This window comes from Sulfitobacter sp. IGS-18, from assembly GCF_059628195.1.
The window spans coordinates 2,253,946-2,277,875 of the sequence record NZ_CM184556.1 but is presented as its reverse complement, the minus strand read 5'-3'; the positions used below and the strand labels follow the sequence as shown (position 1 = coordinate 2,277,875).

At 64.2% G+C, this 23,930-nt stretch carries 20 protein-coding genes and 1 tRNA gene; 15 read left to right on the top strand and 6 right to left on the bottom strand.

Annotation, left to right across the window (positions count from 1 at the left end; all coding sequences use genetic code 11):
• Positions 1-350: 350 nt before the first annotated feature.
• Complete coding sequence (locus tag ACWNZ3_RS11040) at positions 351-908, bottom strand: RNA polymerase sigma factor (protein ID WP_496899968.1); 558 nt, start codon at positions 906-908, stop codon at positions 351-353.
• A 238-nt stretch (positions 909-1,146) separates the two neighbouring features.
• Here ACWNZ3_RS11040 and ACWNZ3_RS11035 point away from each other — a divergent pair, with 238 nt between their 5' ends.
• Positions 1,147-1,404 carry an EF-hand domain-containing protein gene (locus tag ACWNZ3_RS11035; protein ID WP_067287678.1) on the top strand — a complete coding sequence of 86 codons (258 nt, stop codon included), beginning with the start codon at positions 1,147-1,149 and terminating at the stop codon, positions 1,402-1,404.
• A gap of 327 nt (positions 1,405-1,731) precedes the next feature.
• On the opposite strand, the gene ACWNZ3_RS11030 is transcribed toward ACWNZ3_RS11035, so the two are convergent.
• Complete coding sequence (locus ACWNZ3_RS11030; protein ID WP_496899967.1) at positions 1,732-3,270, bottom strand: trimethylamine methyltransferase family protein; 1,539 nt, start codon at positions 3,268-3,270, stop codon at positions 1,732-1,734.
• A gap of 428 nt (positions 3,271-3,698) precedes the next feature.
• On the opposite strand from ACWNZ3_RS11030, the gene ACWNZ3_RS11025 reads away from it, so the two are divergent.
• Entirely contained in the window at positions 3,699-4,298 is a 600-nt protein-coding gene (locus ACWNZ3_RS11025; protein WP_274578201.1) for an outer membrane protein, read from the top strand.
• A 582-nt stretch (positions 4,299-4,880) separates the two neighbouring features.
• Here the strand turns inward: ACWNZ3_RS11025 and ACWNZ3_RS11020 are convergent.
• Complete coding sequence (locus tag ACWNZ3_RS11020) at positions 4,881-6,059, bottom strand: pyridoxal phosphate-dependent aminotransferase (RefSeq protein ID WP_496899966.1); 1,179 nt, start codon at positions 6,057-6,059, stop codon at positions 4,881-4,883.
• Between the two features lie 223 nt (positions 6,060-6,282).
• Here ACWNZ3_RS11020 and cysS point away from each other — a divergent pair, with 223 nt between their 5' ends.
• The 5 genes from cysS (at position 6,283) to ACWNZ3_RS10995 (ending at position 11,889) form a co-directional block, all read left to right on the top strand.
• Positions 6,283-7,668, top strand: a complete 1,386-nt coding sequence (gene cysS, locus ACWNZ3_RS11015; RefSeq protein ID WP_496899965.1) for a cysteine--tRNA ligase — start codon at positions 6,283-6,285, stop codon at positions 7,666-7,668.
• A 121-nt stretch (positions 7,669-7,789) separates the two neighbouring features.
• Entirely contained in the window at positions 7,790-9,403 is a 1,614-nt protein-coding gene (gene cimA / locus ACWNZ3_RS11010) for a citramalate synthase (protein ID WP_496899964.1), read from the top strand.
• Positions 9,404-9,408: 5 nt separating this feature from the next.
• Positions 9,409-10,389 carry an alpha/beta hydrolase gene (locus ACWNZ3_RS11005; RefSeq protein ID WP_496899963.1) on the top strand — a complete coding sequence of 327 codons (981 nt, stop codon included), beginning with the start codon at positions 9,409-9,411 and terminating at the stop codon, positions 10,387-10,389.
• Positions 10,379-11,125 (top strand): class I SAM-dependent methyltransferase, encoded by a 747-nt coding sequence (locus ACWNZ3_RS11000; RefSeq protein ID WP_496899962.1) that lies wholly within the window; start codon positions 10,379-10,381, stop codon positions 11,123-11,125. The genes ACWNZ3_RS11005 and ACWNZ3_RS11000 overlap by 11 nt, the downstream gene beginning before the upstream one ends.
• Complete coding sequence (locus tag ACWNZ3_RS10995) at positions 11,125-11,889, top strand: squalene/phytoene synthase family protein (RefSeq protein ID WP_496899961.1); 765 nt, start codon at positions 11,125-11,127, stop codon at positions 11,887-11,889. Before ACWNZ3_RS11000 ends, ACWNZ3_RS10995 begins: the two co-directional genes overlap by 1 nt.
• A gap of 25 nt (positions 11,890-11,914) precedes the next feature.
• Here ACWNZ3_RS10995 and ACWNZ3_RS10990 read toward each other — a convergent pair whose 3' ends face one another.
• Positions 11,915-13,186, bottom strand: coding sequence for an MFS transporter (locus ACWNZ3_RS10990; RefSeq protein WP_496899960.1), 1,272 nt, complete (start codon positions 13,184-13,186; stop codon positions 11,915-11,917).
• Between the two features lie 433 nt (positions 13,187-13,619).
• On the opposite strand from ACWNZ3_RS10990, the gene ACWNZ3_RS10985 reads away from it, so the two are divergent.
• From ACWNZ3_RS10985 to ACWNZ3_RS10970, 4 genes are all read left to right on the top strand, one after another.
• Positions 13,620-14,348, top strand: a complete 729-nt coding sequence (locus ACWNZ3_RS10985) for a precorrin-6A/cobalt-precorrin-6A reductase (protein ID WP_496899959.1) — start codon at positions 13,620-13,622, stop codon at positions 14,346-14,348.
• A complete protein-coding gene (locus ACWNZ3_RS10980; protein ID WP_496899958.1) occupies positions 14,345-14,980 on the top strand; it encodes a DNA-3-methyladenine glycosylase family protein in 636 nt (211 codons plus the stop codon). Before ACWNZ3_RS10985 ends, ACWNZ3_RS10980 begins: the two co-directional genes overlap by 4 nt.
• Complete coding sequence (locus ACWNZ3_RS10975) at positions 14,977-15,642, top strand: alpha/beta hydrolase (protein WP_114275460.1); 666 nt, start codon at positions 14,977-14,979, stop codon at positions 15,640-15,642. The genes ACWNZ3_RS10980 and ACWNZ3_RS10975 overlap by 4 nt, the downstream gene beginning before the upstream one ends.
• Positions 15,643-15,767: 125 nt before the next feature.
• Positions 15,768-16,352, top strand: coding sequence for an HNH endonuclease (locus ACWNZ3_RS10970; protein WP_067293170.1), 585 nt, complete (start codon positions 15,768-15,770; stop codon positions 16,350-16,352).
• A gap of 90 nt (positions 16,353-16,442) precedes the next feature.
• Here ACWNZ3_RS10970 and ACWNZ3_RS10965 read toward each other — a convergent pair.
• Both ACWNZ3_RS10965 and ACWNZ3_RS10960 read right to left on the bottom strand, forming a co-directional pair.
• Positions 16,443-16,517, bottom strand: a tRNA-Asn gene (locus ACWNZ3_RS10965).
• Positions 16,518-16,597: 80 nt separating this feature from the next.
• Positions 16,598-17,509 carry an MBL fold metallo-hydrolase gene (locus tag ACWNZ3_RS10960; RefSeq protein WP_496899957.1) on the bottom strand — a complete coding sequence of 304 codons (912 nt, stop codon included), beginning with the start codon at positions 17,507-17,509 and terminating at the stop codon, positions 16,598-16,600.
• 57 nt (positions 17,510-17,566) lie between these two features.
• Here ACWNZ3_RS10960 and ACWNZ3_RS10955 point away from each other — a divergent pair, with 57 nt between their 5' ends.
• From ACWNZ3_RS10955 to ACWNZ3_RS10940, 4 genes are all read left to right on the top strand, one after another.
• Positions 17,567-18,892, top strand: coding sequence for an ATP-binding protein (locus ACWNZ3_RS10955; RefSeq protein ID WP_496899956.1), 1,326 nt, complete (start codon positions 17,567-17,569; stop codon positions 18,890-18,892).
• A gap of 216 nt (positions 18,893-19,108) precedes the next feature.
• Complete coding sequence (locus ACWNZ3_RS10950; protein WP_496899955.1) at positions 19,109-20,365, top strand: hypothetical protein; 1,257 nt, start codon at positions 19,109-19,111, stop codon at positions 20,363-20,365.
• A gap of 238 nt (positions 20,366-20,603) precedes the next feature.
• Positions 20,604-21,815: a hypothetical protein gene (locus ACWNZ3_RS10945; protein WP_269361750.1), complete on the top strand. Its 1,212-nt coding sequence runs from the start codon at positions 20,604-20,606 to the stop codon at positions 21,813-21,815.
• A 367-nt stretch (positions 21,816-22,182) separates the two neighbouring features.
• Positions 22,183-23,436 carry a hypothetical protein gene (locus tag ACWNZ3_RS10940; protein ID WP_496899954.1) on the top strand — a complete coding sequence of 418 codons (1,254 nt, stop codon included), beginning with the start codon at positions 22,183-22,185 and terminating at the stop codon, positions 23,434-23,436.
• The last annotated feature ends 494 nt before the right edge of the window (positions 23,437-23,930 follow it).

The window sequence follows — 23,930 nt, the reverse complement described above, 5'->3', positions numbered from 1 at the left end:
CGCAGGCAAACAAATACCGAGCGGTTAACATATTGAGCTTGAACGGCGAAACTACAGGCAGGGCTGCGGCTCTGCCTTTTTTCTGTCTGTAAGGATGAGAGCTGACTCCGGCCTTTTAAGGAAAAGGCCTCTGTCAGGGGAGTTTGCATTTGAAGGAAATGCAAACGGAACGGCGAAACTCAAGGGGGCACTTCGGCTCTCCCTTTTTTCTGCTCAGGAGGATGCGGGCTGACTCCGGCCTCTGCACCCGGTTTGCCATACCCGGACCGCGCCGAACCTCCTGCACCACCCCCGGCTTCATTGTTCCAAAAATACCACCGGGGGTCCGGGGGTTGGCCCCCGGTCCGCGCTCACAGCAGTTCCGACACCGATCCCTCCAGCGCCATCTGCTGCCGCAGGCTGGCCCGCGCCCGTGCCAGGCGCGACATCACCGTGCCTTCGGGCACACCCAGATGCGCCGCCAGCACCTGCGGGCTGGTGTCACCGGCCAACACCAGTTCCATGCAGGCGCGCTGGTCGCGGGGCAGCAATGCGATGGCCGCGCGCAGCTCTGCGCAGGCCAGCCGGGCCGGGGCCACGGGTGCTGTCACCGCCATTTCCTCTGTCAGCTTTTCGGTCTGCCGTGTCCCGCGCCAGCGGTGCCGCGCGAGGTTGTGCAGCATGATCATCGCATAGCGGTCGGGGGCGGCGATCTCTGCATCCCCCGCCAGCAACTGCCACAGTTTCAGCGCCACCTCCTGGGCCAGGTCCTCGGCTTCCTCCGCGCTGCGGGTCAGTTTGCGGGCGCGGGCGCGCAGCCGGGGCATCAGGGCGTCGAAGGCGCATGGGGCAGGGGAGGAGGCCGGCCCGGGGGCCGGTCCGGGGCCCGCGACGGGGGCGGTCAGGTGGGCTGTCAGGGGGTCTGTCATGGTGCTGCCTCGCTTGTTTTTGTGCAGCATGCCGATTTCACCGGAACACAACCAGTTGGGGAATTTCCGCCGAAACCGGCTTCCGGGGCTTTTTGGGCGGCGCTTTGCCCATGGCCGGGGGCCAGGTCGGCAGGCCTTCGCGCGCCGCTCCGGGGGGATGAACGCAAACCGCTCCGGATGCGTCTAACACCCTGAAGGCAGCAAGACCTTCGACCAAACCACGAAAAGGAAGTATCACATGACACATGTATCCAAAGTAACCCTCGCCGCCCTGACAGCCCTCTGCCTGCCCGCCTATGCGATGGGTGCCGGGGTCGCAGACCTGGACGCCAACGGCGACGGGTTGCTCAGCGTGACTGAAGTGCAGGCGGTCTATCCTGACGTGACCGCAGAGCAATATTCGGCGATGGACCTGAACGCCGACGGCGCACTGGACGATGCCGAAGTGCAATCGGCACAGGAAGCAGGCGTGATGCCCACCTCCGACGAAGGCTAAAGCGCCCCGCCTTGAACTTGTATCGCCGATACCCTGCCGCGCTTCGCGCTCTCGGGACATCGGCGATACAACATAAACTGGAAATGCTACAGCGTTTCGGGATTAACTTGAAACATCCAACATCACTTTTCGCGTTCGACCGCAGGGAGAGGCAGCGAACAAGTGATTCAGGTATATCCCGAAGCGCTATAACAGCCCCGTTTCGGGTTCGGGGCATCGGGGGGAGGCACGGCAGCGACAACAGGCCCCCCATGCCCCGATGAGGTCCGGTGCCAAGGCACCGGGCCTTTTTGTTTGTCCGGACGCGCGTCAGCCCGGGGGGTGGCTTCAGCCCGGCAGGTGGATTCTGAAACGGCGCCGCAGAATGGCATCGGTGGCCGCATCGAACCGCGCAGGGGCACGCCGGGCCAGGATCTCCTCCTTGCGCGCTGTCGCCTTCACGATCAGGTCCGGCTTGTCCTTCTCTGCCCATTCCTTGGGCGAGGTCCGGTCGCCCAGCTTCGGATAGACATGATCCGTTTCCATGCGGCCCAGGGTCTGTTCGGTGCCCAGGTAGTGACCGGGCCCGCCAAGGCAGACCGCGCGCATCTCTTCCACCGCCAGGGTCTCCTCCGTCACCTCGATCCCGCGCACGCAGCGCAGGGCCTGACCGATCAGGTCGTCGCCCAGGATCAGGCTTTCATGGCAGAACCCCAGCAGGGAGGCATGCATGCCCGCCGCCTCATAGATCATGTTGCAGCCAGACAGCCCCGCCATCACGTTGGAGCACATCTGCTCCCAGCCCGCCTGCATGTCCGGCAGCTTGCTGTCCGCGATCCCGGCGGCGGCACCGCCGGGCAGGCCGTAGAACTTGTGCATCTGCGCGCAGCCGGCGGTCAGCAGCGCCTGTTCGCCCGATCCCCCCGTCATCGCGCCCGACCGCAGGTCCAGCCCGAAGGGCCAGGTGCCAAAGATCGCCGGATGTCCCGGCCTGACCGCATTGACATAGACCAGCCCGGCCAGGCATTCGGCCACCGCCTGCACGATGGCGCCTGCCACGGTCGAGGGGGCCGTGGCCCCGGCCATGCCCGCCGACAGCAGCAGCACCGGCATGCCGCCTGCGATGCAGGCCTCCATCACCATGCAGCTTTCGGTGGCGAATTTCATCGGCGGCACGACAAAGCAGTTGGAGTTCGACACGAAGGGCCGTTCGCGCCATTTATCCTCGCCGCCTGCGATGATGTGCAGCATCTCCAGCGCCTCCGCCACATAGGCGGGATCGGTAAAGGAGGTGCCGACATGTTTGCCGGTCCCCGCGCAGCAGGCATAGATCGTGTTCAGGTCCATCTCGCGGTTGTCGGTGATGTCGCGGCAGACCATGGGGCGCTGCAGAAAGTGGATATTGTCCAGCGCATCGCAGATGCGGGCCGCATCATGCAGGTCCTGCACCCCGCATTCGCGGTAGTTGCGGCCCAGGGCATCGACCATATGCACCGCCGCCCCGGCGGTGCCGTAATGCACCCGGTTGCCCGAAAGTTCCAGATCGTGCTGGCGGTCGCGGCTGAACAGGGTCACGCTGCGGTTGGCGCGGGCGATGGTATCCTCGACCAGCGCGCGGGGGAACCGGATGCGCCCGTCGTCGCCCAGGATCGCGCCTGCGCCGGTCAGATAGGCAATGCCGCTGGCCGGGGCATCGGCCAGGCCGATTTCCTCAAGCGCGGTCAGGGCGGCATTGTGGATATCCGCCATGCCCTGATCGCTCAGCGGGCGGTAAAGACCGCCCTCCAGGCCGGGGCGGATCGGGCGCAGGTGTTGTGCAAGCGGGGCGGCACGGGCGGCACGGCGCGCGGCGCGGCCCCCTGTGCGTGTCGGTGAAAGATCTGTCATGGTGATGTTCCGGTGGAAGAGGTGCAGGGCAGGCGGGGGTCAGCGCCGCCGCGGCGCGCCGCGGGCTGCACGACCACGTTCCGCCCCGATCGTGCGGATGATGCGTGAAATGATGCACAGATCAGCGTTCATGGCCTCTCCCTTGCCCCATCGTGCAAAGCGCGCCCTTGCCCGTCTGTTCCGTTTACGACCGCGCGGCCTGTTTGCGACCCGTGCAGGCGCGGCATGATTTTGCCCATGCAGCAAAAAGGTTCCGGGCGATTTTTGCCCCAAGCTGAAACCAGCCGAACCGAAGTGGCGGATTGCGCAACTTCCAGCCCATCACGTGCGTGTGAGCAGACATTGCGAAACCGATACCTATGTTCCGGGTTCATCCAACAACCGCGCATCATGCGGGATGAACAAAAGACAATGCCAAGGAGCAGAACATGAACAAGTTTATCAAGATCAGCGCGATCACACTTGCCGCAAGCACAGCCATGGGCGGTGCCGCCTATGCCGGCAACCTGGCAGACCCCGTGGTGGAAGACCCGGTCTATGCGCCCGCACCTGCGCCGGTCCCGGTTTCCGGTGACTGGACCGGCTTCTACACCGGTCTGCAACTGGGGTATGGCGATGTCGACGGTCCGGGCGTGCTGGATGGTGACAATGGCACCTACGGTTTCCACGCCGGTTACGACTATGACCTGGGCAATTATGTCATCGGTGGCGAACTGGACTATGACAAGACCGACATCGACCTGAACAACGGTGCGGCCAATGTCGATTCCGTGGCCCGGCTGAAGTTCAAGGGCGGTTACGACCTTGGCAACACCTTGATCTACGCCACCGCCGGTGCGGCCCGTGCCGATACTTCGCTCGGCGATGAAACCGGCCCCTTTGCCGGGATCGGCGCGACCTACAAGATCACCGACCGCTACACCGTCGGTGCGGAAGTGCTGCATCACAAGTTCGACGATATCGGCGGTGTCGCCGGCGCGGATGCGGATGCGACAACCTTCACCGTGCGCGGCTCCCTGCGCTTCTGAGCGCCTGGCCATCGCGCCAGAGAAAGGCCGGGGTTTTGCCCCGGCCTGAGGCTGCTGAAAAAGCACGTTCCTGCACCCGCCCCCCCCCCGAAACAACGAAATCGTTCTTCCACGACGCCAGCCACAAGCCTTGGCCCGGGTGTCAGCCCGGGCTGCGCCCGACCCTCCCGTCAAACCGAAGGTTTGCCTCCGGCAAAACGGGAGGGCGCTTTTGGTGACTTCTCGTATCACACTGACAACATTGATATTTGTAAGGGAAGCGCTCCGAATGCGCGTCTCAATGCGCCCTCCCAGGCTCGGGCGCGGCCCTTCGTTCGAAAACGAAACGCTGAGCGCAGAAGAACGATTTACCTCCGGCGGCAGCCGTTTCCGGGTTTGTCAGCAATCTGAGGGGGCTTTGCCCCGGCCTTTTGCATTACAGAAGCGTCAGGCCCCGTTGCCGGACCCCGGTGTCAGGCCCGGTATCCTGTCGCAGGGTTAGCCATATAGAAATGTTTATTCACAATGTATCGGGTTCCCCGTGGGGAACCCTTTCACTGCTGCCCCGGGGGGCTGCGGCGCCTGATCCTTCGCCGTGCCGCCTTATGCCGCTTCGGCGCGCTCCTGGGCAAAGCCGCAGAGCGTGGACAGGGCTTCGGCGAAACGGCTGTCATCCACGGTCATCGCCACCCGCAGGTGGCCCGCGGCGGCGCGGCCAAAGCTTTCCCCCGGCATCACCGCGATATGATGCGCGTCGAGCAGCGCATCGGCAAAGGCCTCACCGCTCAGCCCGGTGCTGCGGATGTCCAGCATCAGGTACATGGCCCCGTCCGAGGGCACCAGGGTGACGGCATTCTGCCCGGCCAGGATGTCATGCGCCAGTGCGCGGCGGCGGCGGAAGGGTTCCCCGACCTCCGCTTCAAAGGCCGGCCCCTGATCCAGCGCAAACACGGCCGCATCCTGAATGAACCCCGGCACGCCATAGGTGGTATGGGTGGCCAGGTTTGTCAGATGCTCGATCATCCCGGCCGGGCCCACGATCCAGCCACAGCGGGAACCTGTCATGGCATGGGATTTCGACATGGAGCCGATCACTAGCGTGCGATCCGCCATGCCGGGCAGGGCGCGGGGGCTGATGTGTTCGCCCTTCCAGACCTGGGTGTCATAGACTTCGTCCGAGATCAGCCAGAGGTTGTGATCGGTGCAGACCTGCGCGATCCCCTCCAGCGTTTCACGGCTGTAGACCACGCCGGTGGGGTTGTTGGGCGAATTGACCAGCAGCGATCTTGCGCCTTTCGCCTCCGCCGCGATATCCGCCGCCCGGGGCTGGAACCCCGCGTCAGGGCGCGCGGCAATGGCCAGCGGCTCGGCACCCGCGCCACGGATCGTGCCGGGGTAGGTGGCATAATAGGGGTCGATGAAAAGCGCGGTATCACCCGCATCGCAGCAGGCGATATGGGTCGCGAACAACCCGGCCTGACCGCCCGGTGTGATCAGCACGTTGTCGCGTGTGGTCGGCACGCCGGTGCGTCTTGTGACCCGCGCCGCAACCCGGTCACGCAGCGCGTCGGTGCCGGGCACCGCGGCATATCCGGTGTGCCCCTCGATCGCCGAGCGGTGCATGTCCTGCAGGATCGGCGCGGCGGTGCGGATGTCATGTTCCCCGATGGTCAGCTCGGTGACCTTCGTGCCCTGGGCGATCATGCGGCGTGCCTTGGTGAAAACGCCCCATCCGTCGGAGCCTCCTCCCAGAATGTGGCTGATGCGGTGTGATGCTTGCATGGCGGCGCTCCTTGTTGTGACGCGCGCAGGGGCGCAGAGGCGGCGCGGTTTGTCAATCAGCCTTGACCTGCGGCAATCATGGGCGTACCTCATCCCCATGACCACGATGACATGCAAAACACGCATCATTATTACCTGCTGAGATTTCTCGCGGGCGTGCTCATGTCGTTTTCATTCTGAACCAGATGTGGCATCCCGCGCCAGACATGGCCGAGGACGACCGATGACGACAATCAGACTTCACAACACCAGGACCCGCAAGCGCGAGGACTTCGTGCCGATTTCGGCGGATGACGTGCGGATGTATGTCTGCGGACCGACAGTCTACGACCGGGCCCATATCGGCAACGCGCGGCCTGTGATCGTGTTCGACGTGCTCTACCGGCTGCTGCGGCATGTCTATGGGCCGGACCACGTCAGCTATGTGCGCAACTTCACCGATGTGGATGACAAGATCAATGCGCGCGCCGCCGAAAGCGGCCGTTCGATTGGCGAGATCACGGCGGAAACAACCCGCTGGTTCCTGCAGGACATGGCGGCGGTCGGGGCGTTGGAGCCCTCGCTGAAAGGGGCGGAACACGACCGCGCCATGCCGCGCGCCACCGCCTATATCGACGAGATGATTGCGATGATCCAGGACCTTGTCAGCAAGGATCACGCCTATGCCGCCGAGGGGCATGTGCTGTTCCGGGTGCGGTCCTATGCCGAATACGGCGCGCTTTCGGGGCGGTCGGTGGACGACATGATCGCCGGTGCCCGGGTCGAGGTCGCGCCCTACAAGGAGGATCCGATGGATTTTGTCCTGTGGAAACCCTCCGACGCGCAGACACCCGGCTGGGACAGCCCCTGGGGCCGGGGTCGGCCCGGCTGGCACATCGAATGCTCCGCCATGGCCGAGGCGCTGCTGGGCGATACCTTCGACATTCACGGCGGCGGCAACGACCTGACCTTTCCGCATCATGAGAACGAGATTGCCCAGTCGAAATGCGCGGGCCACGGCTTTGCCAATGTCTGGATGCACAACGAGATGTTGCAGGTCGAGGGGCGCAAGATGTCAAAATCGCTTGGCAATTTCTTTACCGTGCGGGACCTGTTGGATCAGGGCGTGCCGGGCGAGGTGATCCGCTTTGTCTTCCTGTCGACCCATTACCGCAAGCCGATGGACTGGACCGACAAGAAGCGCGAAGAGGCCGAACGCGTGCTGCGCAAGTGGTACACCCAGGTCGCGGGGGACGAGACGACGGTACCCCCGGCCGAAGCGGTCGACCTGCTTGCGGATGATCTGAACTCTCACGGGGTGCTGACCCTGTGCCACAGGCTGTCGGGCGAGAATGATGTCGCGGGTCTGCGCGGCGCGCTGGTGCTGCTGGGGCTCCTGGGCGACAAGATCCCCGATTGGGCGGTGGAACAGGCCTATGACCTGACCGATGTCGAAGCCTTCCTGAGCGACGCGCGGGTGACCGCGATGGAGACCAAGGATTTCGCCGAGGTGGACCGGATCAAGACGGCGCTGACCGCGCTGGGGATCGAAGTGCAGATGAGCAAGGACGGCGTGAAGCTGAAAGCGCCGCCGGGTTTTGACGGCACCGGCCTGGAAGGTGTGTTGTGATGGTTGCCGCATCGCAGACCTTTGCCCGGCCGCGGGTGGGGCTTGTCCCCGCCCGGGGGGGCGGCCGGGGACAGGTCGTGCTGTGCGCACGACCTAAAAGAGAAATCGGGGGGGCAATGTGATGACGAAAACCCGCCTGTACCTATACGACACCACCCTGCGCGACGGGCAGCAGACCCAGGATGTGCAGTTCTCCACCGAGGAAAAGCACCAGATCGCCGCTGCGCTGGACGCGCTGGGGGTGGATTACATCGAGGGCGGCTGGCCGGGGGCAAACCCCACCGACAACGCCTTTTTCGATGCGGCACCAAAGACCAGGGCCAAGCTGACCGCCTTTGGCATGACCAAGCGCCTTGGCATCTCGGCCCAGAATGACGATGTGCTGGCGGCGGTCATGAACGCGGGCACGGAATCGGTCTGTCTGGTGGGCAAGACCCATGAATTCCACGTCACCCGCGCGCTTGGCATCTCGCTGGAGGAGAACCTGAGCCTGTTGCGCGACAGCATTGCGCATCTGACGGCATCGGGCCGCGAGGCGCTGTTTGACGCGGAGCATTTCTTTGACGGCTACAAGGCCAACCCGGAATATGCCCTGTCCTGCCTGCGGATCGTGCTGGAGGCCGGGGCGCGCTGGATCGTGCTTTGTGATACCAATGGCGGCACGCTGCCTGCCGAAGTGGGGCGGATCACCGGTGAGGTCATCGGGGCGGGCATTCCCGGCGACCGGCTGGGCATCCACACCCATGATGACACCGACAATGCCGTGGCCTGCACCCTGGCCGCGGTCGACGCGGGCGCACGCCAGATCCAGGGCACGCTGAACGGGCTGGGCGAACGCTGCGGCAATGCCAACCTGACGGCGCTGATCCCGATCCTGCTGCTCAAGGAACCCTATGCCAGCCGCTACGAGACCGGCATCAGCCACAAGGCGCTGAAATCGCTGACCCGGACCAGCCGGATGCTGGACGAGATCCTGAACCGGGTGCCGCAGAAACAGGCGGCTTTCGTGGGGGCTTCGGCCTTTGCCCACAAGGCGGGGCTGCACGCCAGCGCGATCCTGAAAGACCCCAGCACCTACGAGCATATCGAGCCCGCGACCGTGGGCAACAGCCGCATCATCCCGATGTCCAACCAGGCGGGCCAGTCCAATCTGCGCCGCCGCCTGACCGAAGCGGGGCTGAACGTGGCCAAGGGCGATCCGGCCCTGGCGCGGATCCTCGAAGAGGTGAAAGCGCGCGAGGCCATCGGCTATGCCTATGACACGGCGCAGGCCAGTTTCGAACTGCTGGCGCGTGAGGCTCTGGGCCAGATGCCCGACCTTTTCGAGGTCAAGCGCTACCGCGTCACGGTCGAACGCCGCAAGAACAAGTACAACCGGATGGTCAGCCTTTCCGAGGCGGTCGTGGTGGTGAAGGTCGACGACGAAAAGCGCATGTCGGTAAGCGAATCCATGGACGAGGACGGCGACCGCGGCCCGGTCAACGCGCTGTCCAAGGCGCTGGTCAAGGACCTTGGCCAATATTCGGCGATGCTCGACGACATGCGGCTGGTGGATTTCAAGGTGCGCATCACCCAGGGCGGGGTCGAGGCGGTGACCCGCGTCATCATCGACAGCGAGGACGGGCAGGGGCGGCGCTGGTCCACCGTGGGGGTCAGCCCCAACATAATTGACGCCTCCTTCGAGGCGTTGCTGGATGCGATCCGGTGGAAGCTGATCCGTGATCTGAAGGGCTGAGGCGCATGGTTTTCAGCCTTGTCAAATTTCTGGCAATCTCGCTTGCGGTCACCGGGGCGATTGCCCTGATCCTGATCGCGTCCCAGCGGGCCGCCCGGCTGAGTGGCAAGGGGGGGCTGGATTTCAGCGGCCCGCTCTCGGCGGCGGGTGCGTCTGCGCAGCCCCAGGAAAGCCTTGCCCTGCGCGACGGGTTCGCGATGCAGCTCCGCGCCTATGACAGCGGGCGCGGTGACGCGCCCTTGCTGGTGCTGGTCCATGGGTCCGGCTGGCACGGGTTGCAGTTCGACCACCTTGCCCGGCGTCTGTCGGCGCGGGCCGATGTGCTGGTGCCGGACCTGCGCGGTCACGGGGCAAAGCCGGGTGTGCGCGGCGATCTGGCCTATATCGGCCAGTTGGAGGACGACCTCGCCGACCTCATCAAGGCGCGCCGCAAACCGGGGCAGAAGGTCATTCTGGGCGGCCATTCCTCGGGCGGCGGGCTGGTGGTGCGCTTTGCCGGTGGCCCGCATGGCGGGATGCTGGATGGGGCGGTGCTGCTTGCCCCCTTCCTGAAACACAACGCCCCGACCACACGGCCCAGTTCCGGCGGCTGGGCGCAACCGCTGACCCGGCGTCTGATCGGGCTGAGCATGCTGAACGCGGCAGGCATCAGGGCGCTGAACCACCTCACGGTGATCCAGTTCAACATGCCGCAGGCGGTGCTCGACGGTCCGCTGGGCGATACGGCGACGACGGCCTATTCCTACCGGTTGAACGCGTCCTATGCCCCGCGCGGCGACTACCTTGCCGATGTGGCTGCCCTGCCGCCCTTCCTGCTGGTGGCGGGCAGGGCGGATGAAGCCTTTGACGCCGCCCGCTACCAGCCCACGATGCAACCGGTGACCGACAAGGGCCGGTATCTGCTGGTCCCCGACATCGGCCATCTGGCGATTGTCGATGCCCCTGAAACCGCCCAGGCCATAGAAGGTTTCCTAGATGCGTTCTGACGACATGACCGCCTTTTACCAATTGCACCGCGACCTGCCCCGCGAAGGACCGGGGGAGGCGGCGGATGTGGCCTGGGCCACCGCCCTGGCGGATCTCGCACCGGTGGCGCGGGTGGCGGATGTGGCCTGTGGCCCGGGGGGCGACATCCCGGCGCTGCTGGAGGCCGCGCCACAGGGCCATGTGACCGCGCTGGACAAGACCGCGCATTTCGTGGACGCGGCCCGCGCGCGCTGGCAGGATGATCCGCGCGTGACGCTGCTGCGCGCCGATATGGCCGCGATCCACAACGAATATGATTTCATCTGGTGCGCCGGTGCGGTCTATTTCATGGGGGTGACAGAGGCGCTGACCGCCTGGCGCCGGGCGCTGCGCCCCGGCGGCATGATCGCCTTTTCGGAGGTCTGCTGGTTCACCGGCAGCCCGTCACCGCGTGCTGCGACACACTGGCAGCAATATCCCGCGATGACCGATGCGGAAGGGATCGCGGCACGGGTCGCGGCGGCAGGTTATGAGACCATCGCGACCCGCAGGCTGACGGATGCGGCCTGGGAAAGCTATTACACCCCGCTCGATGCACGCATTGCCAGCCTGCGCCCGGGGGCGGATGCGGCCCTTGCCGCGGTGCTGGACGCCGCGCAAGAGGAAGCCGCCTGCTGGCGCGCGCACCGGGAAGACTTCGGCTATCTGCTCAGCCTCGTGCGGCCCTTGCCCAGGGCCGGGTCGGCGGGCCGCTGATGGGGTTCGACGCCGATCTGACCGCCTGCGCCGCATTGGTGGAGCGGGGCGACCCTGCGCGTTTTCGCGCGGCGATGGCAGCCCCGGTGCCCGCGCGGCGGGTGCTGTTCCCGCTTTATGCCTTCAACATCGAAGTGGCGCGCGCGCCCTGGGTGACGCAGGAGACCATGATCGCGGAGATGCGGCTGCAATGGTGGCGCGATGTCTGCGAGGAGATCGCCGAAGGCGGCCCGGTGCGCCGCCACGAGGTTGCAACGCCGCTGGCAGATGTGTTGGACGCCGAGGATGCGCGCCTGCTGGACGAGCTGGTGGCCGCGCGGCGCTGGGACGTCTATCGCGACGCATTCGAGGATGCGGATCATTTTGCGCGCTATCTGGACCAGACCTCGGGCAACCTCACATGGGTTGCGGCCCGCAGGCTGGGGGCGGCGGATGAGGCCGTGATCCGCGATGCCGCATATGGCGCGGCGGTTGCCGCCTGGCTGCTGGCCATTCCGGAGCTGGAGGCGGCGGGCCGGGTGCCCCTGCTGGACGGGACCGCCGAAGGGGTGCGGGCGCTCGCCCTTGGCGCGCAACAGCGGCTGACAGGCGCGCGCACCAGGCGCGGCGTCGTGCCGAAACCCGCCCGCGCGGCATTGCTGCATGTGGGCCAGGCGGATGCGGTGTTGAAAGCCGCCATCTGGGACCCGTCGGCAGTGGCCGGGGGCCGATTGCCCACCGCTGATCCCGGCCTTGCCTGGCGCGCCCTGACCGGGCGCTGGTAGACGGGGCGCCGGCAGGCCCAGATGCTCAGGCGGCCTGCCGTGCCTTGCGACTGAACACCAGCCACATCAGCGACCCGCCCGCCAGCACCAGGAAGGGGATCATCGCCCAGTTCACCGCCGCCCAGCCCTCGACCGCAGAGCCGCCGGAGCAGTTCATCAGCCCGCCCGAGGCCAGCGAGGCCATGGTCACGCCGCCAAAGACGATCAGGTCGTTCAGCCCCTGCATCCGGCCCCGCTCATGCGGCGCATGGGCACCGGCCAGCATCGTGGTGGCCCCGATGAAGCCAAAGTTCCAGCCCAGACCCAGCAGGATCAGCGCGACATAGAAATTCTCCAGTGCCACGCCCTGCAGGGCAACAACGCCGGCGGCCCCCAGGATCAGGATGCCCAGGCCCATGATCCGCTCCACCCCGAAGCGGGCGATCAGATGGCCGGTAAAGAAGGAGGGCGCGAACATCGCCAGCACATGGCCGGTGACCACATTCGACGCGAGGTCGAGGAAGGATTTCAGCCGCTCGGTCTCGGACATGCCGGCGGTGGCACTTGCCCCGAGCAGATCCCCGCTCAGCCCGCAGCCGACAACGGCCAGCGGCGTGGAGGTCATCACCAGGTTCATCAGCGCATAGGAGACGGTGGCACAGATCACCGCCACCGCGATGCGCGGCGTGCGGATCAGCTCCATCCGGCTGCGCCCGCGCGGCGCATCCTGGGTCGGTACGGGTGGTTTCGGGATGTCGATGAAGAGAAACAGCAGGCTGCCCAGAACATTGACCCCGATGGCGGCAACATAGGTGCCGAGGAAGGGGATCACATAGGCATCCGCCGTCCATTTCACGATCTGCGGCCCGATCACGGCAGAGACGAGCCCCCCCGCCATCACATATGAAATCGCCTTGGGCCGGAAAGCGTCCGTGGCGGTATCGGCGGCGGCAAAGCGGTAGAAGCCCTGCGCCGACATGTAGATGCCGGTCAGCAGCGAACCGATGAGGAAAATCGGGAAGGAGGCGGCGTAAAGGCCGTAGGCCCCCACCATCGCCCCCAGCGTACCGCCCGTCGTGCCGAGGAAGAACCCCGCGCGCCGTCCGTAACGTTGCATGATGGCAGAGACCGGCGTGGCCGAGAGCATCGAGCCCAGCACGATCATCGAGATCGGCAGCGTGGCAAAGCAGATGTTGCTGGCAAGTGATTGCCCGGCAAGCCCGCCCACCACGAAGAGCATCGGCATCTGAGCGCCCAAGAGGGCCTGCGCCAGGACAAGGATGGTTACGTTGCGCTTGGCGCGGCTGTCATCAATCATGGGCTCTCGTCCGTTGCTTGGGGTCAGGGGTACTCCTGCGCTACCGGGGGGGCAAGTGTCAGATGTCAGGCAAAACCGACTTTTGCGACAGGTAACTGATCCAAAACGCATGGGAAAAAGGACAGCGGTCATTTGTGCCTGGCGCAGTGAAGGTCAGGATGGAGGCCAACCTGTGCTCTCAAAGTGCAGACCCATTGCCAAAGCAAAGCTTTGGCAGCGCCCGAACCGCCCCCACGGGGCGGGCGCTTCGCTTCCGCCCCTCGGTTCGGGCGCGACCAATTTCGGGTGTTGGACACGGCAGCAAAGTCCGCAAGCGAACCCTCGCGTGTCCCGCACAGAAGGTGCGGTTTGGTTCCGGGTTTTGGGCGGCTTTGGCGGAACGGCTGTGCCGCGATCCCCTTGCCACGGCAGGGTCTCTGGCTAATGTCGGCGGATGACGTGCAGAATCCTCCTTCTTGCGGGCAGTGCAGAGGCCCGCCGCATCGCCGTGGCCCTGCAGGCGCGGGGCGTCGAGGTGAAGGCGCTGGTGTCAGAGCCGCCGCGCGGCCCCGATCCGATGCCGGTGCCCTGCCGGTTGACCGGTTTTGACGATGTGGGGCGATTGGCCGGGGAAATGGCCGGTTTTGATGCCGTGATCGACGCAAGCCACGGATTTGACGGGCAGATGAGCCGCGCCGGATATGCGGCCGCCGGGCGCGCCGGTCTGCCCTTTGTCGGGCTGACGCGCCCCGGCTGGGGGCTGGAGGCGGCCAATTGGCGCGAGGTCGCGGATGTGGCCGCAGCCCAGCCGCTGATCAGTCCGGGGATGCGGGTGTTTTCGGCCACCGGCTGGGCCAGCCTGCCGGATTACGCCGGATTTCCCGGGGCGCGCCTGCTGCTGCGCCAGACAACGCACCATGACAGGGTGCCACCCTTTGATTTCGTTGACCTGATCTTTGGCGACCCGCCCTTTGATGCGGCGCAGGAGAGTGCGCTGTTCCGCGAACTGGGCGTCGATCTGCTGATCTGCCGCAATCTGGGCGGCCGGCCCAGCCGCCCCAAGCTGGATGCGGCAAAGGCCCTGGGCCTGCCGGTGATCCTGATCGCCCGGCCCGCCCTGCCTGAAGGGGCGGAAGTGCTGGCGGATGTCGATGCGGTGCTGGACTGGGCCGCGGCCCTGTGAGCGACACGGGCGGCATCATCCGCAACGCCGCGGACCTGCAGGCGGGTGCCGCCTGGCTGGCCGCGCGCGAGCCGCGCTTTGCCCCGGTGCTGGCGGCCACCGGGTCCTTGCCCCTGCGGCTGAAACCACCGGGGTTTGCCGCATTGATGGAGATCATCGTCAGCCAGCAGGTCAGCGTGGCATCGGCCAATGCGATCCGTGCGCGGCTTGCAGCGGCGGGGCTGAGCGATGCCGCCGCCATCAGGGCCGTGGATGAACCCGCCCTGACCGCCGCGGGGCTGAGCCGCCCGAAAGCCCGCTATGTCAGCGCCCTGGCCCATGCTGACATAGACTTTGACGCGCTGGGGAAAATGACAAATGCCGGGGCCGAAGCGGCGCTGATTGCCCAAAAAGGCATCGGTCCCTGGACGGCGCAAATATATGTGATGTTCGCGATGGGCCGGGCCGATGGCTTTGCCCCCGGTGATCTGGCCCTGCAGGAAGCCGCACGGGTGGTGTTTGACCTGCCACACCGCCCGACCGCAGATCAATTGGCAGCGATGGCGCAGAATTGGTCGCCCTGGCGGTCGGTTGCGGCCCGCGCGCTATTTGCCTACTACCGGGTGCTGAAGAACAGGGAAGGGTTGGGATGACACGGGTATTGAACGCAGAGCGCCGCGCGCCGAAATCGGGGGACACGCGGTCGATTGTTGTCTTCCTGCATGGCTATGGGGCGAATGGGGCCGATCTGCTGGGGCTGGCGGACCCGCTGGGCGAACATCTGCCGGACACGCTTTTTGTCGCCCCCGACGCGCCGGAAATGGTGGCGGGGATGCCCAATGGCTACCAATGGTTCCCGATCCCCTGGATCGACGGCTCCTCCGAGGAAGAATCAGAGCGCGGGATGATGCAGGCGGTGGCCGATCTGAACGCCTTCCTCGACGCGCTGATGGTGGATGAGGACGTGCTGCCCGAGCAGGTCGTGCTCTTCGGCTTTTCCCAGGGGACCATGATGGCCCTGCATGTGGCGCCGCGCCGCGAGGATGAAGTGGCCGGGATCGTGGCCTTCTCGGGGCGGCTGCTGTCGCCCGAGGCGCTGAAGGACGAGGTCGTGGTGCGCCCGCCGGTGCTGCTGGTGCATGGCGATGCCGATGATGTGGTGCCGCCGCAATCCCTGCCGCAGGCCGCCGAGGCGCTGCAGGAGGCGGGCTGGCAGGACGTTTACGCCCATGTGATGAAGGGCACCGGCCATGGCATAGCGCCCGACGGGTTAAGCGTGGCGCTGGCCTTCATGCGCGACAAGCTCGGGCTTTGAAACGGTTATAAAACTGTCACCTTTCCGGTCTACTCCTGTCCGCGACATCTTGTGCCACGCTTGGGCTTGCCAGAGCTAAACCACGAGATATAGTCAGATTAAACGGGCAGGGGACGATACCGGACATGGACGGCGATTTCAGGACCGAATTTACCAGGCAGCCGGCGGGGCTGAAACACAGGCCCGCGCTGGTTTTGAATGCCGATTACCGACCGCTCAGTTACTATCCGCTGTCGCTTTGGCCCTGGCAGGAGGCGATCAAGGCGAAGTGGCTGGACCGGGTCGATATCGTTGCCGAATACGATGAAGTGGTCCGAAGCCCCTCGACCGAGATCAGGATACCCTCGGTTGTCGTTCTGAAAGACTATGTAAAACCTCAAAAGCGCGTGGCCTTCACGCGCTTTAATTTATTTCTGAGGGATGAATTCCGCTGCCAGTACTGTGGCGCGCGGGGCGATCTGACATTCGACCATGTGGTGCCGCGCGCCAGCGGCGGGGTGACGTCCTGGCAGAACGTGGTGGCGGCCTGTTCGCCCTGCAACCTGCGCAAGGGGGCAAAGGCCCTGCACCAGACCGGCCTGTCCCTGCGCAAACCCCCGCGCCAGCCCGGCGCAGAAGAACTGCGCAACATGGGCCGCAAATTCCCCCCCGGTCATTTGCATGAAAGCTGGATGGATTTCCTCTACTGGGATGCGGAACTGGAGGCCTGAGGGGGGGGCCAGATTGTGTCCCGAGGGTAAAATCATGCCTGCCCAAAAACCAAAAAAGCCCTCAAGTCTTTGAGACTTAAGGGCTTTTTATGGCTCCGGCGGTAGGGATCGAACCTACGACCAATTGATTAACAGTCAACTGCTCTACCGCTGAGCTACGCCGGAACGGTCCCGGGCATATAGCAGTGGCATTTTTCCGCGTCCAGAGGGGAAAGGCGCAAAAATGTGATTTTTCCTCTCCCCGGTCAGAGCAGGCGAAAACGGGCGTCGGCCTGCAGATCATCCTGCGGCGCCACCATAGATTTCTGAGTGAGATCAACAAGATGCGCCAGCACGTTGCGGGTGGCGGCGGGCAGCAGGGCGGCGGGGGTGTCGGCATAGATGCGCGCGGCGAGGGTTGCGGCATCGGCGGGGCCGTCCTTCAGGGCCTGCACGATGGCCGTCTCGCGGGACAGCCGGTGGCTGACCAGCCAGTCCAGCCGCGCATTCGGGCTCTCCACGGCGGCACCGTGACCGGGGTAGAATACCCGCCAGTCCCGCGCCTGCAGCCGCGCGCAGGAGGCCATGAAATCGGTCAGGTCGCCATCGGGGGGCGATACCAGCGACGAGGCCCAGCCCATCACGTGATCGGCGGTGAAACAGGCATCACCCCAGCCGAGGCTGACATGATTGCCCAGGTGCCCCGGCGTGTGCAGCACCTCCAGACTCCAACCCGCGCCGGTGACGTGTTCGCCATCCGCCAGGGCGATGTCGGGCGCGAAATCGTGGTCGATCCCTTCGCCGCCGCCCATCGGGCCGCTTTGGGCCAGCCGCTCCATGATCGCGGAGCGGCCCGCCAGTGGTCCGCCAAAAGCCAGCACCGGCGCGCCGGTTCGTTCGGCCAGAGGCCGGGCGAGGGGGGAATGGTCCAGGTGGCTGTGGGTCACCAGAATATGGCTGATCCGCTGACCGGGGGTGAGGGCGGCCAGGATCGCCTCCAGATGCGCCGGGCTGGCGGGGCCGGGGTCGATCACCGCGATGTCGCGCCCGCCCAGAAGATAGGTATTGGTGCCGCGATAGGTCATCGGCGAGGGGTTGGGGGCCACAATGCGCCGCAGCCCCGGCTCCAGCTCCTCTGCCACGCCGACGGGCGGATTGAAATCATCGGGTGGCAGCATCGGCGGGACCTTTCATTTCGGCTTTCGCGCCGGTCGGGCGCTGGCTAAGGTCTAGCCATGTTCTTTGTCTGGCTCAAACGCTATGTGCCGCGTGGCATCTATGGGCGCGCTGCGCTGATCCTGCTGTTGCCGGTGGTGTTGTTGCAGCTTGTGGTAGTGGTGATCTTTGCCCAGCGGCATTTCGAAGGTGTCACCACCCAGATGACAGATACGGTCCTGCGCGAACTGGCGCAGGTGCTGGATGTGGTGGCGGAAACCCCGGACCGGGCCGATGTGCCCGCTGCGGTCCGGCAGCGGCTTGGGCGGCTTGATATCGCGGTGACGCCGGTGGCGGCGGCGGATATGCCCGGCACCAACAGCTATCTGTGGTACGATTATTCGGGCCGGGTGCTGGCGCGGCGTCTGGCTGCGCGGCTGCCGGAATACCGGGCCGTCGATCTGAGCGATGGCGGGCTGGTCGATCTCTACCTTGAGACCGGCAAGGGGCCGCTGAAGCTGCGCTTCGACCGGCGGCGCATCTCGGCGGCAAATCCGCATCAATTGTTTGTCTACACGGTGTTTTTCGGTGTGGTCCTCAGCCTGATCGCCTCGATCTACCTGCGCAATCAGCTGCGCCCGATCAAACGGCTGGCCCGGGCGTCAGAAGCCTTTGGCCGGGGGCGCCATGAACCCTACAGCCCCTCGGGCGCGGTCGAGATCCGCGCGGCGGGCAATGCGTTTCTCGACATGCGCGCGCGGATTGAACGGCAGATGGAACAGCGCACGCTGATGCTGTCCGGGGTCAGCCACGATCTGCGCACGCCGCTCACGCGGATGCGGTTGAGCCTGTCGATGCTGGAGGACGAGGAAGCCGCGGCTCTGTTGCAGGACGTGGAAGACATGCAGCGGATGCTGGATGAATTCCTGAACTTCGCCAAGGGCGCGGCAGAGGGCGAGCCGGAGCGGGTGGACCCCCATGCCCTGATGGCCGAGGTGGTGGAAGACGCCAGGCGGGCAGGGCGCGACGTGACCCTGCTGCCGCCCGAGGGGGAGGGCACCGGCACCGTCAAGCTGCGGCGCATCGCGATCCGGCGCGCGGTGGACAACCTTGTCTCCAATGCGGTGCGCTATGGCGCGCGCGCCGAGGTTTCCGTGATGCTCAGCGACAAGACCCTGCGCATCCGGGTTGAGGACGACGGCCCCGGCATTCCCGAAGCGCAGCGGGTGGAAGCGGTCAAACCCTTCAGCCGCCTTGACCCCGCGCGCAACCAGGACAAGGGCAGCGGCGTGGGGCTGGGTCTGGCGATTGCCACGGATATCGCCCGCGCACATGGCGGCGTGCTGCGGCTGGGGGAATCGACGCGGCTGGGCGGATTGCGCGCGGATATCGTGATCGCGCGGTAGCAGGCGGGCAGAGACTTTGCGCCCGTCGAAGCGGCAATGGCACCCATGGAGCGCAACAGGCCTTGCATGGAAATTTGACAGGTCTCGATTTCACGGTGTTAGATAGATGCATCGTTAGACAGATGCATCCGCCCTCCTGGGATGGCGGAATTTTTACAAAATCCATTTAGCGCTCGCCCCTGACCCGGGGTGCTGCCCGTGAACGGGAGCCTGCCCATGATCATTCACCGCATGTCGCAATATACGTTGTTTCTGATATCCGCGCTTGCCGCGCTTCCGGCAGGGGCAGAGGATGTGTTTTACGAAGGTGTCAATATTTCTGACTACGATGTGTCGCGACCCGATCTGTGGGTGGATGACGATACTGTTCTGAACGGCAATCTCTGTGTCGGCTGGCGGTGCCTCTTTGCCGAAAGTTTTTCGGCTGAGAGCGTGATGAAACTCAAGGCCACGGAAACCTCCATCTATTTTGACGATCAGCCCTGGATTTCAGGGTATCCGTCCCGCGACTGGCGCCTGAAGGTCAATGACAGCGCGCTGACCAGCGCGGGCGGCATTGACCGCTTTTCCATCGAAGATATTGATGCGGGCACCGTGCCCTTTACCGTTGCGGGCGGTGCGCCGGACAATGCGCTTTGGGTTGCCGATACCGGTCAGGTCGGCTTTGGCACCATGCTGCCTCAATCCATGTTGCACGCGGCCGGGCTTTTTGGCCCCGGACTGCGGCTGCAGCAGATCGGCAGCGGTGGCATGTTGCCGGCCCAGACCTGGGAGGTCAAAGGCCAGACCATATTCTCCATCAATGACATCACCGCCGCCACGATACCGTTTCAGATCGACCGCAATGCGCCCAGCTTTGCGTTCCATATCGACGAAAGCGGTTTTGTCGGTCTCGGCACCAGCTTGCCCCAGGAGTTGCTGCACATCCGTTCGGACGCGGCCGACACCGACGCCTTTGCATTGTTCGAAGCGGTGGGAACAGGCTCCGACGCTGCCTTCCGCCTCAAGCAGAACGGGGTGACCCCCACCACCTGGGAATTCCGCAACCAGCAGGATTCAGGCCGGTTGAATGTCGGGCTGGCCGCGGGGAACACGCCGTTCAAGATCGACAATGCTGCCAACAACAACCTGATGCTGCTGGGCCGCAACGGTCGCCCGGACGAGGTGCATGTCACCGGCAAGCTGGTGGTGAACAACACGCAGCTGAATGTGCCGGATTACGTGTTCAGTGACGATTACGCCCTGCGCCCGCTGGCGGAGGTCCAGGCCTTCATCGACGCGCATTCCCATCTGCCGGATGTGCCGTCAGAGGCCGAGATCAAGGCTGATGGCGTGAACATGACCGCGATGCAGATGGCGCTGCTGAAAAAGGTCGAGGAACTGACGCTGTACACGCTGGAGCAGGAGGCCAAACTGGCGCGGATGGCGGAACTGGAAGACAGGATCGCCCGGCTGGAAACACTTCAGGATTGAATCAAAACAACCTTGCGTTGAATATATTGGGCCGGATTTCTTCGGCTGGGGCAAAAGTTCTGACCGGGAAAAATTTCTTTTGACGAAAAATAAGTTATTAAAATCAAATTATTATGCTGAAACTTTGAAAATATGTCAAAACCGGGTACAATGTCGCGATAGTGACGAATCTGTGATCTCAGCCATTTTTGCTGAGTTTTTTAAACAACCTATTGATGCGATGACGACAGGGGACACCATGAAAAACACAACATTCACCCAGCGCGCGGCCTTTTTCGCGGCAACCAGCCTTGCCGGACTGACGGCCATTCCCGCAACCGCTCAGGATCTCGTGGTCGACGGCAGCCTTTGCGTCGGCTTTGATTGCCCTGCCAACCCCAGCTTCGGCTCTGACACCATCCGCCTGCAGGAAAACAATCTGCGGATCCATTTCGATGACACATCGACCTCCGCCAGCTTTCCGTCGAACGACTGGGCGATCCAGGCGAACGACTCAACCAATGGCGGCGGCAACTATCTGGCTTTCGTTGACCGGACCGCCAACCGCTTCCCCTTCCGGGTCGAGGCCGGTGCAAGGGCAGATGCGCTGGTTGTGGAAAGTGATGGCGACATCGGCATCGGAACGCAGAACCCGGTCACAGAGATCCATGCCGTCCGGGGCGACACACCGACATTGCGGCTGCAACAGGATACGTCATCCGGTTTTACGGCGCAGACCTGGGACCTGGCGGGCAATGAAACCAGCTTTTTCCTGCGCGACGCAACAAACGGGTCGACATTGCCATTCCGCGTGCGCCCGGGCGCTGCCTCGAATTCACTGACCATTGACACAGATGACGATGTGGGGATCGGCACACTTACCTCAGATGCCCCCCTGCACGTCAAACGCACCGGTACGACAGAGGCAAAGGTGCTGATCCAGTCCGCTTCCGCCGACTCCTCCTTTGTGATCGAACAGGCCGGCACGGTCGCGACAAGCTGGGAATTCCGCAATCAGGAAGACTCCGGGAACCTGAACGTGGGACTGGTGGGGGGCAATACCCCGCTGAAGATCAACAATGGCGCGGACAACAATCTGCTCAAACTGGGGACGAATGCGAATTCCAGCGCGGTTGTCGTGACCGGCGAATTGCTGGTGAACAACACCACCATGAACGTGCCCGATTACGTGTTCGAGCCGGATTATGCCTTGCCCAGCCTGCACGAGATCGAGGCCTTCATCAATCAGAACGGCCATCTGCCCGGCGTGCCTTCGGCCAGGAAGGTCGCAAGCGACGGTGCGCTCAACATGACCGAAATGCAGATGGCACAGCTTGAAAAGATCGAAGAGCTGACCCTCCATTCCATCGCGCAGCAAAAGACCATCGAAGCGCAGGAAACCGCGCTGACGGCGCAGCAGGACCGCATTGCCCGGCTTGAGGCCGTGGTTCGGTCGCTTGCGGATCAATAAAGCGTCAGATCCCGTTTCTGGAAAGGCCCGCCACAACAGGAGGCGGGCCTTTTTCCGTTCACGGCAATTGGCGCCCGCAGGACGGGAGAGGGGGCTGACCCGAAAGGGGGGCGTCGGATTGATCATGCAGGTGCAGGGAAGGTCTGGTTCAAGCTCTTTCCCCAAGCGCGAAATCGAGGTCGCAGGCCGCCGCGTATCGCGGGACCGCCTGCCAGCCCGCTCCGCCGGACGTCAACCGCTGGCAAAGGCTGCATTATTTTGTGTAGCGAAAATCATCTCATCCGGGCCAACAGGATTATTCAAGGCATGCCCCGGGCCAAAACGCCGATAGCGCGACTGAAATTTCCAACTGAGGGACAATTGAACCATGACCAATTTTCACTTTAGCGCAGCTTTGCTGGCGATCTTTTCGACGATTTCTCTGGCCGGAGCGGTCAGGGGCGAGGAATTGATCCTCGATGATCTGGTGGTGGACGGTTCCGCCTGCATCGGCGCCGGCTGCGCAACTGGCGAGGTGTTCGGCGGCACCGACCTGAAGATCAAGCAGGCCGCGATCAGCATCCTTCTGGAAGACACCAGCAGTGGCACAGGCTTTCCCACCACCGATTGGGAGATCAAGGCCAACGACATCAACTCAGGCGGTTCGGATTTCCTTGTCTTCCGCAATGTCGATGCGAATTCCGCGCCGTTCCGGATCTGGGGGGATGCGCCCGACAACACGCTGGCCGTGTCGAACGTGGGGACGGCGGCCATTCCGGAGGCGGGGATTGGCATCGGCACACGTATTCCCCAGGCAAACCTGCATGTCAGCACGGCCGACAACGTCCCCTCCATCCGGCTGACCAGCAACGGATCGGGCGGCTTCACGCCAAGCGACTGGACGATCGAGTCGAGCGCCTTTGAATTTGCCATAAGGCATATTGATAACACCAACCAGCGCCCGTTACGTATCCGGGGCGACGCGCCCGAGGACAGCATTTATGTCTCTCCCCTCGGCAATGTCGGGCTGGGCACCGAAGCGCCGGAAGAAAAACTGCACATCGTGACCACGGCGGCAGACACCGATTCATTCGCCCTGTTCGACGCACAGGGCGCAGGCTCGGATTCGGCCTTCCGGCTGCGCCAGAACGGGGTGACCCCCACCACCTGGGAGTTCCGCAACCAGGAAGATTCCGGCCGCTTGAACATCGGCATCGCGGGGGGCAACACACCGCTCAAGATCGACAATCTTGCCGACAACAACCTGCTGCGCCTGGGCCGCAACGGGAAACCGGATGAGGTGGTGGTGACCGGCACCCTGGTGGTGAACAACATCGACATGAACGTACCGGATTACGTTTTTGCCGAGGATTACGCCCTGCGCCCCCTGGCCGAGGTCCGCGCCTTCATCGACGCCAACAATCACCTGCCGGAGGTGCCGTCAGAGGCCGAGATCAGGGCGGACGGGGTGGACATGACCGCGATGCAGATGGCGCTGTTGAAAAAGGTGGAGGAACTGACGCTGTATACGTTGGATCAGGAGCAAACGATCAGTGATCTCAAAGGCGAGGTATCGCGTCTCTCTGCGGTTGAGGCGCGGCTGGCGCAGATCGAAGCCTTGCTGATCGCGCAGGCTGAGTGAAATCACAGGACAGGCCCGCTCAAGCGTCCGATCTTTAACTTGAAACAAACTGTGACACGATTGTCCCGAGAGCGCCGCAGACGCGGCAGGGTATTCGTGTCTCAGGTTTTACAGCGTTTCGGGATAGGCCTGAAACATCCCACATCACTTTTCGCCTAGGGCCGAAGGGAAAGGCAGCGAACAAGTGATTCAGGTATATCCCGAAGCGCTATAGGCCCGGCGCTTTCGGCTGTCGTTTTCCTGACCGGGCCTTGCTGCGCGCCGGAGTTTTTGAAAACTCCGGGCCGTTTTCTTTGAAGAAAACGTAAGGCTGGCGGCGGCGCTTGTGCCTGATTCCGGCACGTTCGGCTGTCGTTTTCCTGACCGGGCCTTGCTGCGCGCCGGAGTTTTTGAAAACTCCGGTCCGTTTTCTTTGAAGAAAACGTAAGGCTGGCGGCGGCGCTTGTGCCTAAGTCCGGCGCTTTCGGCTGTCGTTTTCCTGACTGTGGCGCGCC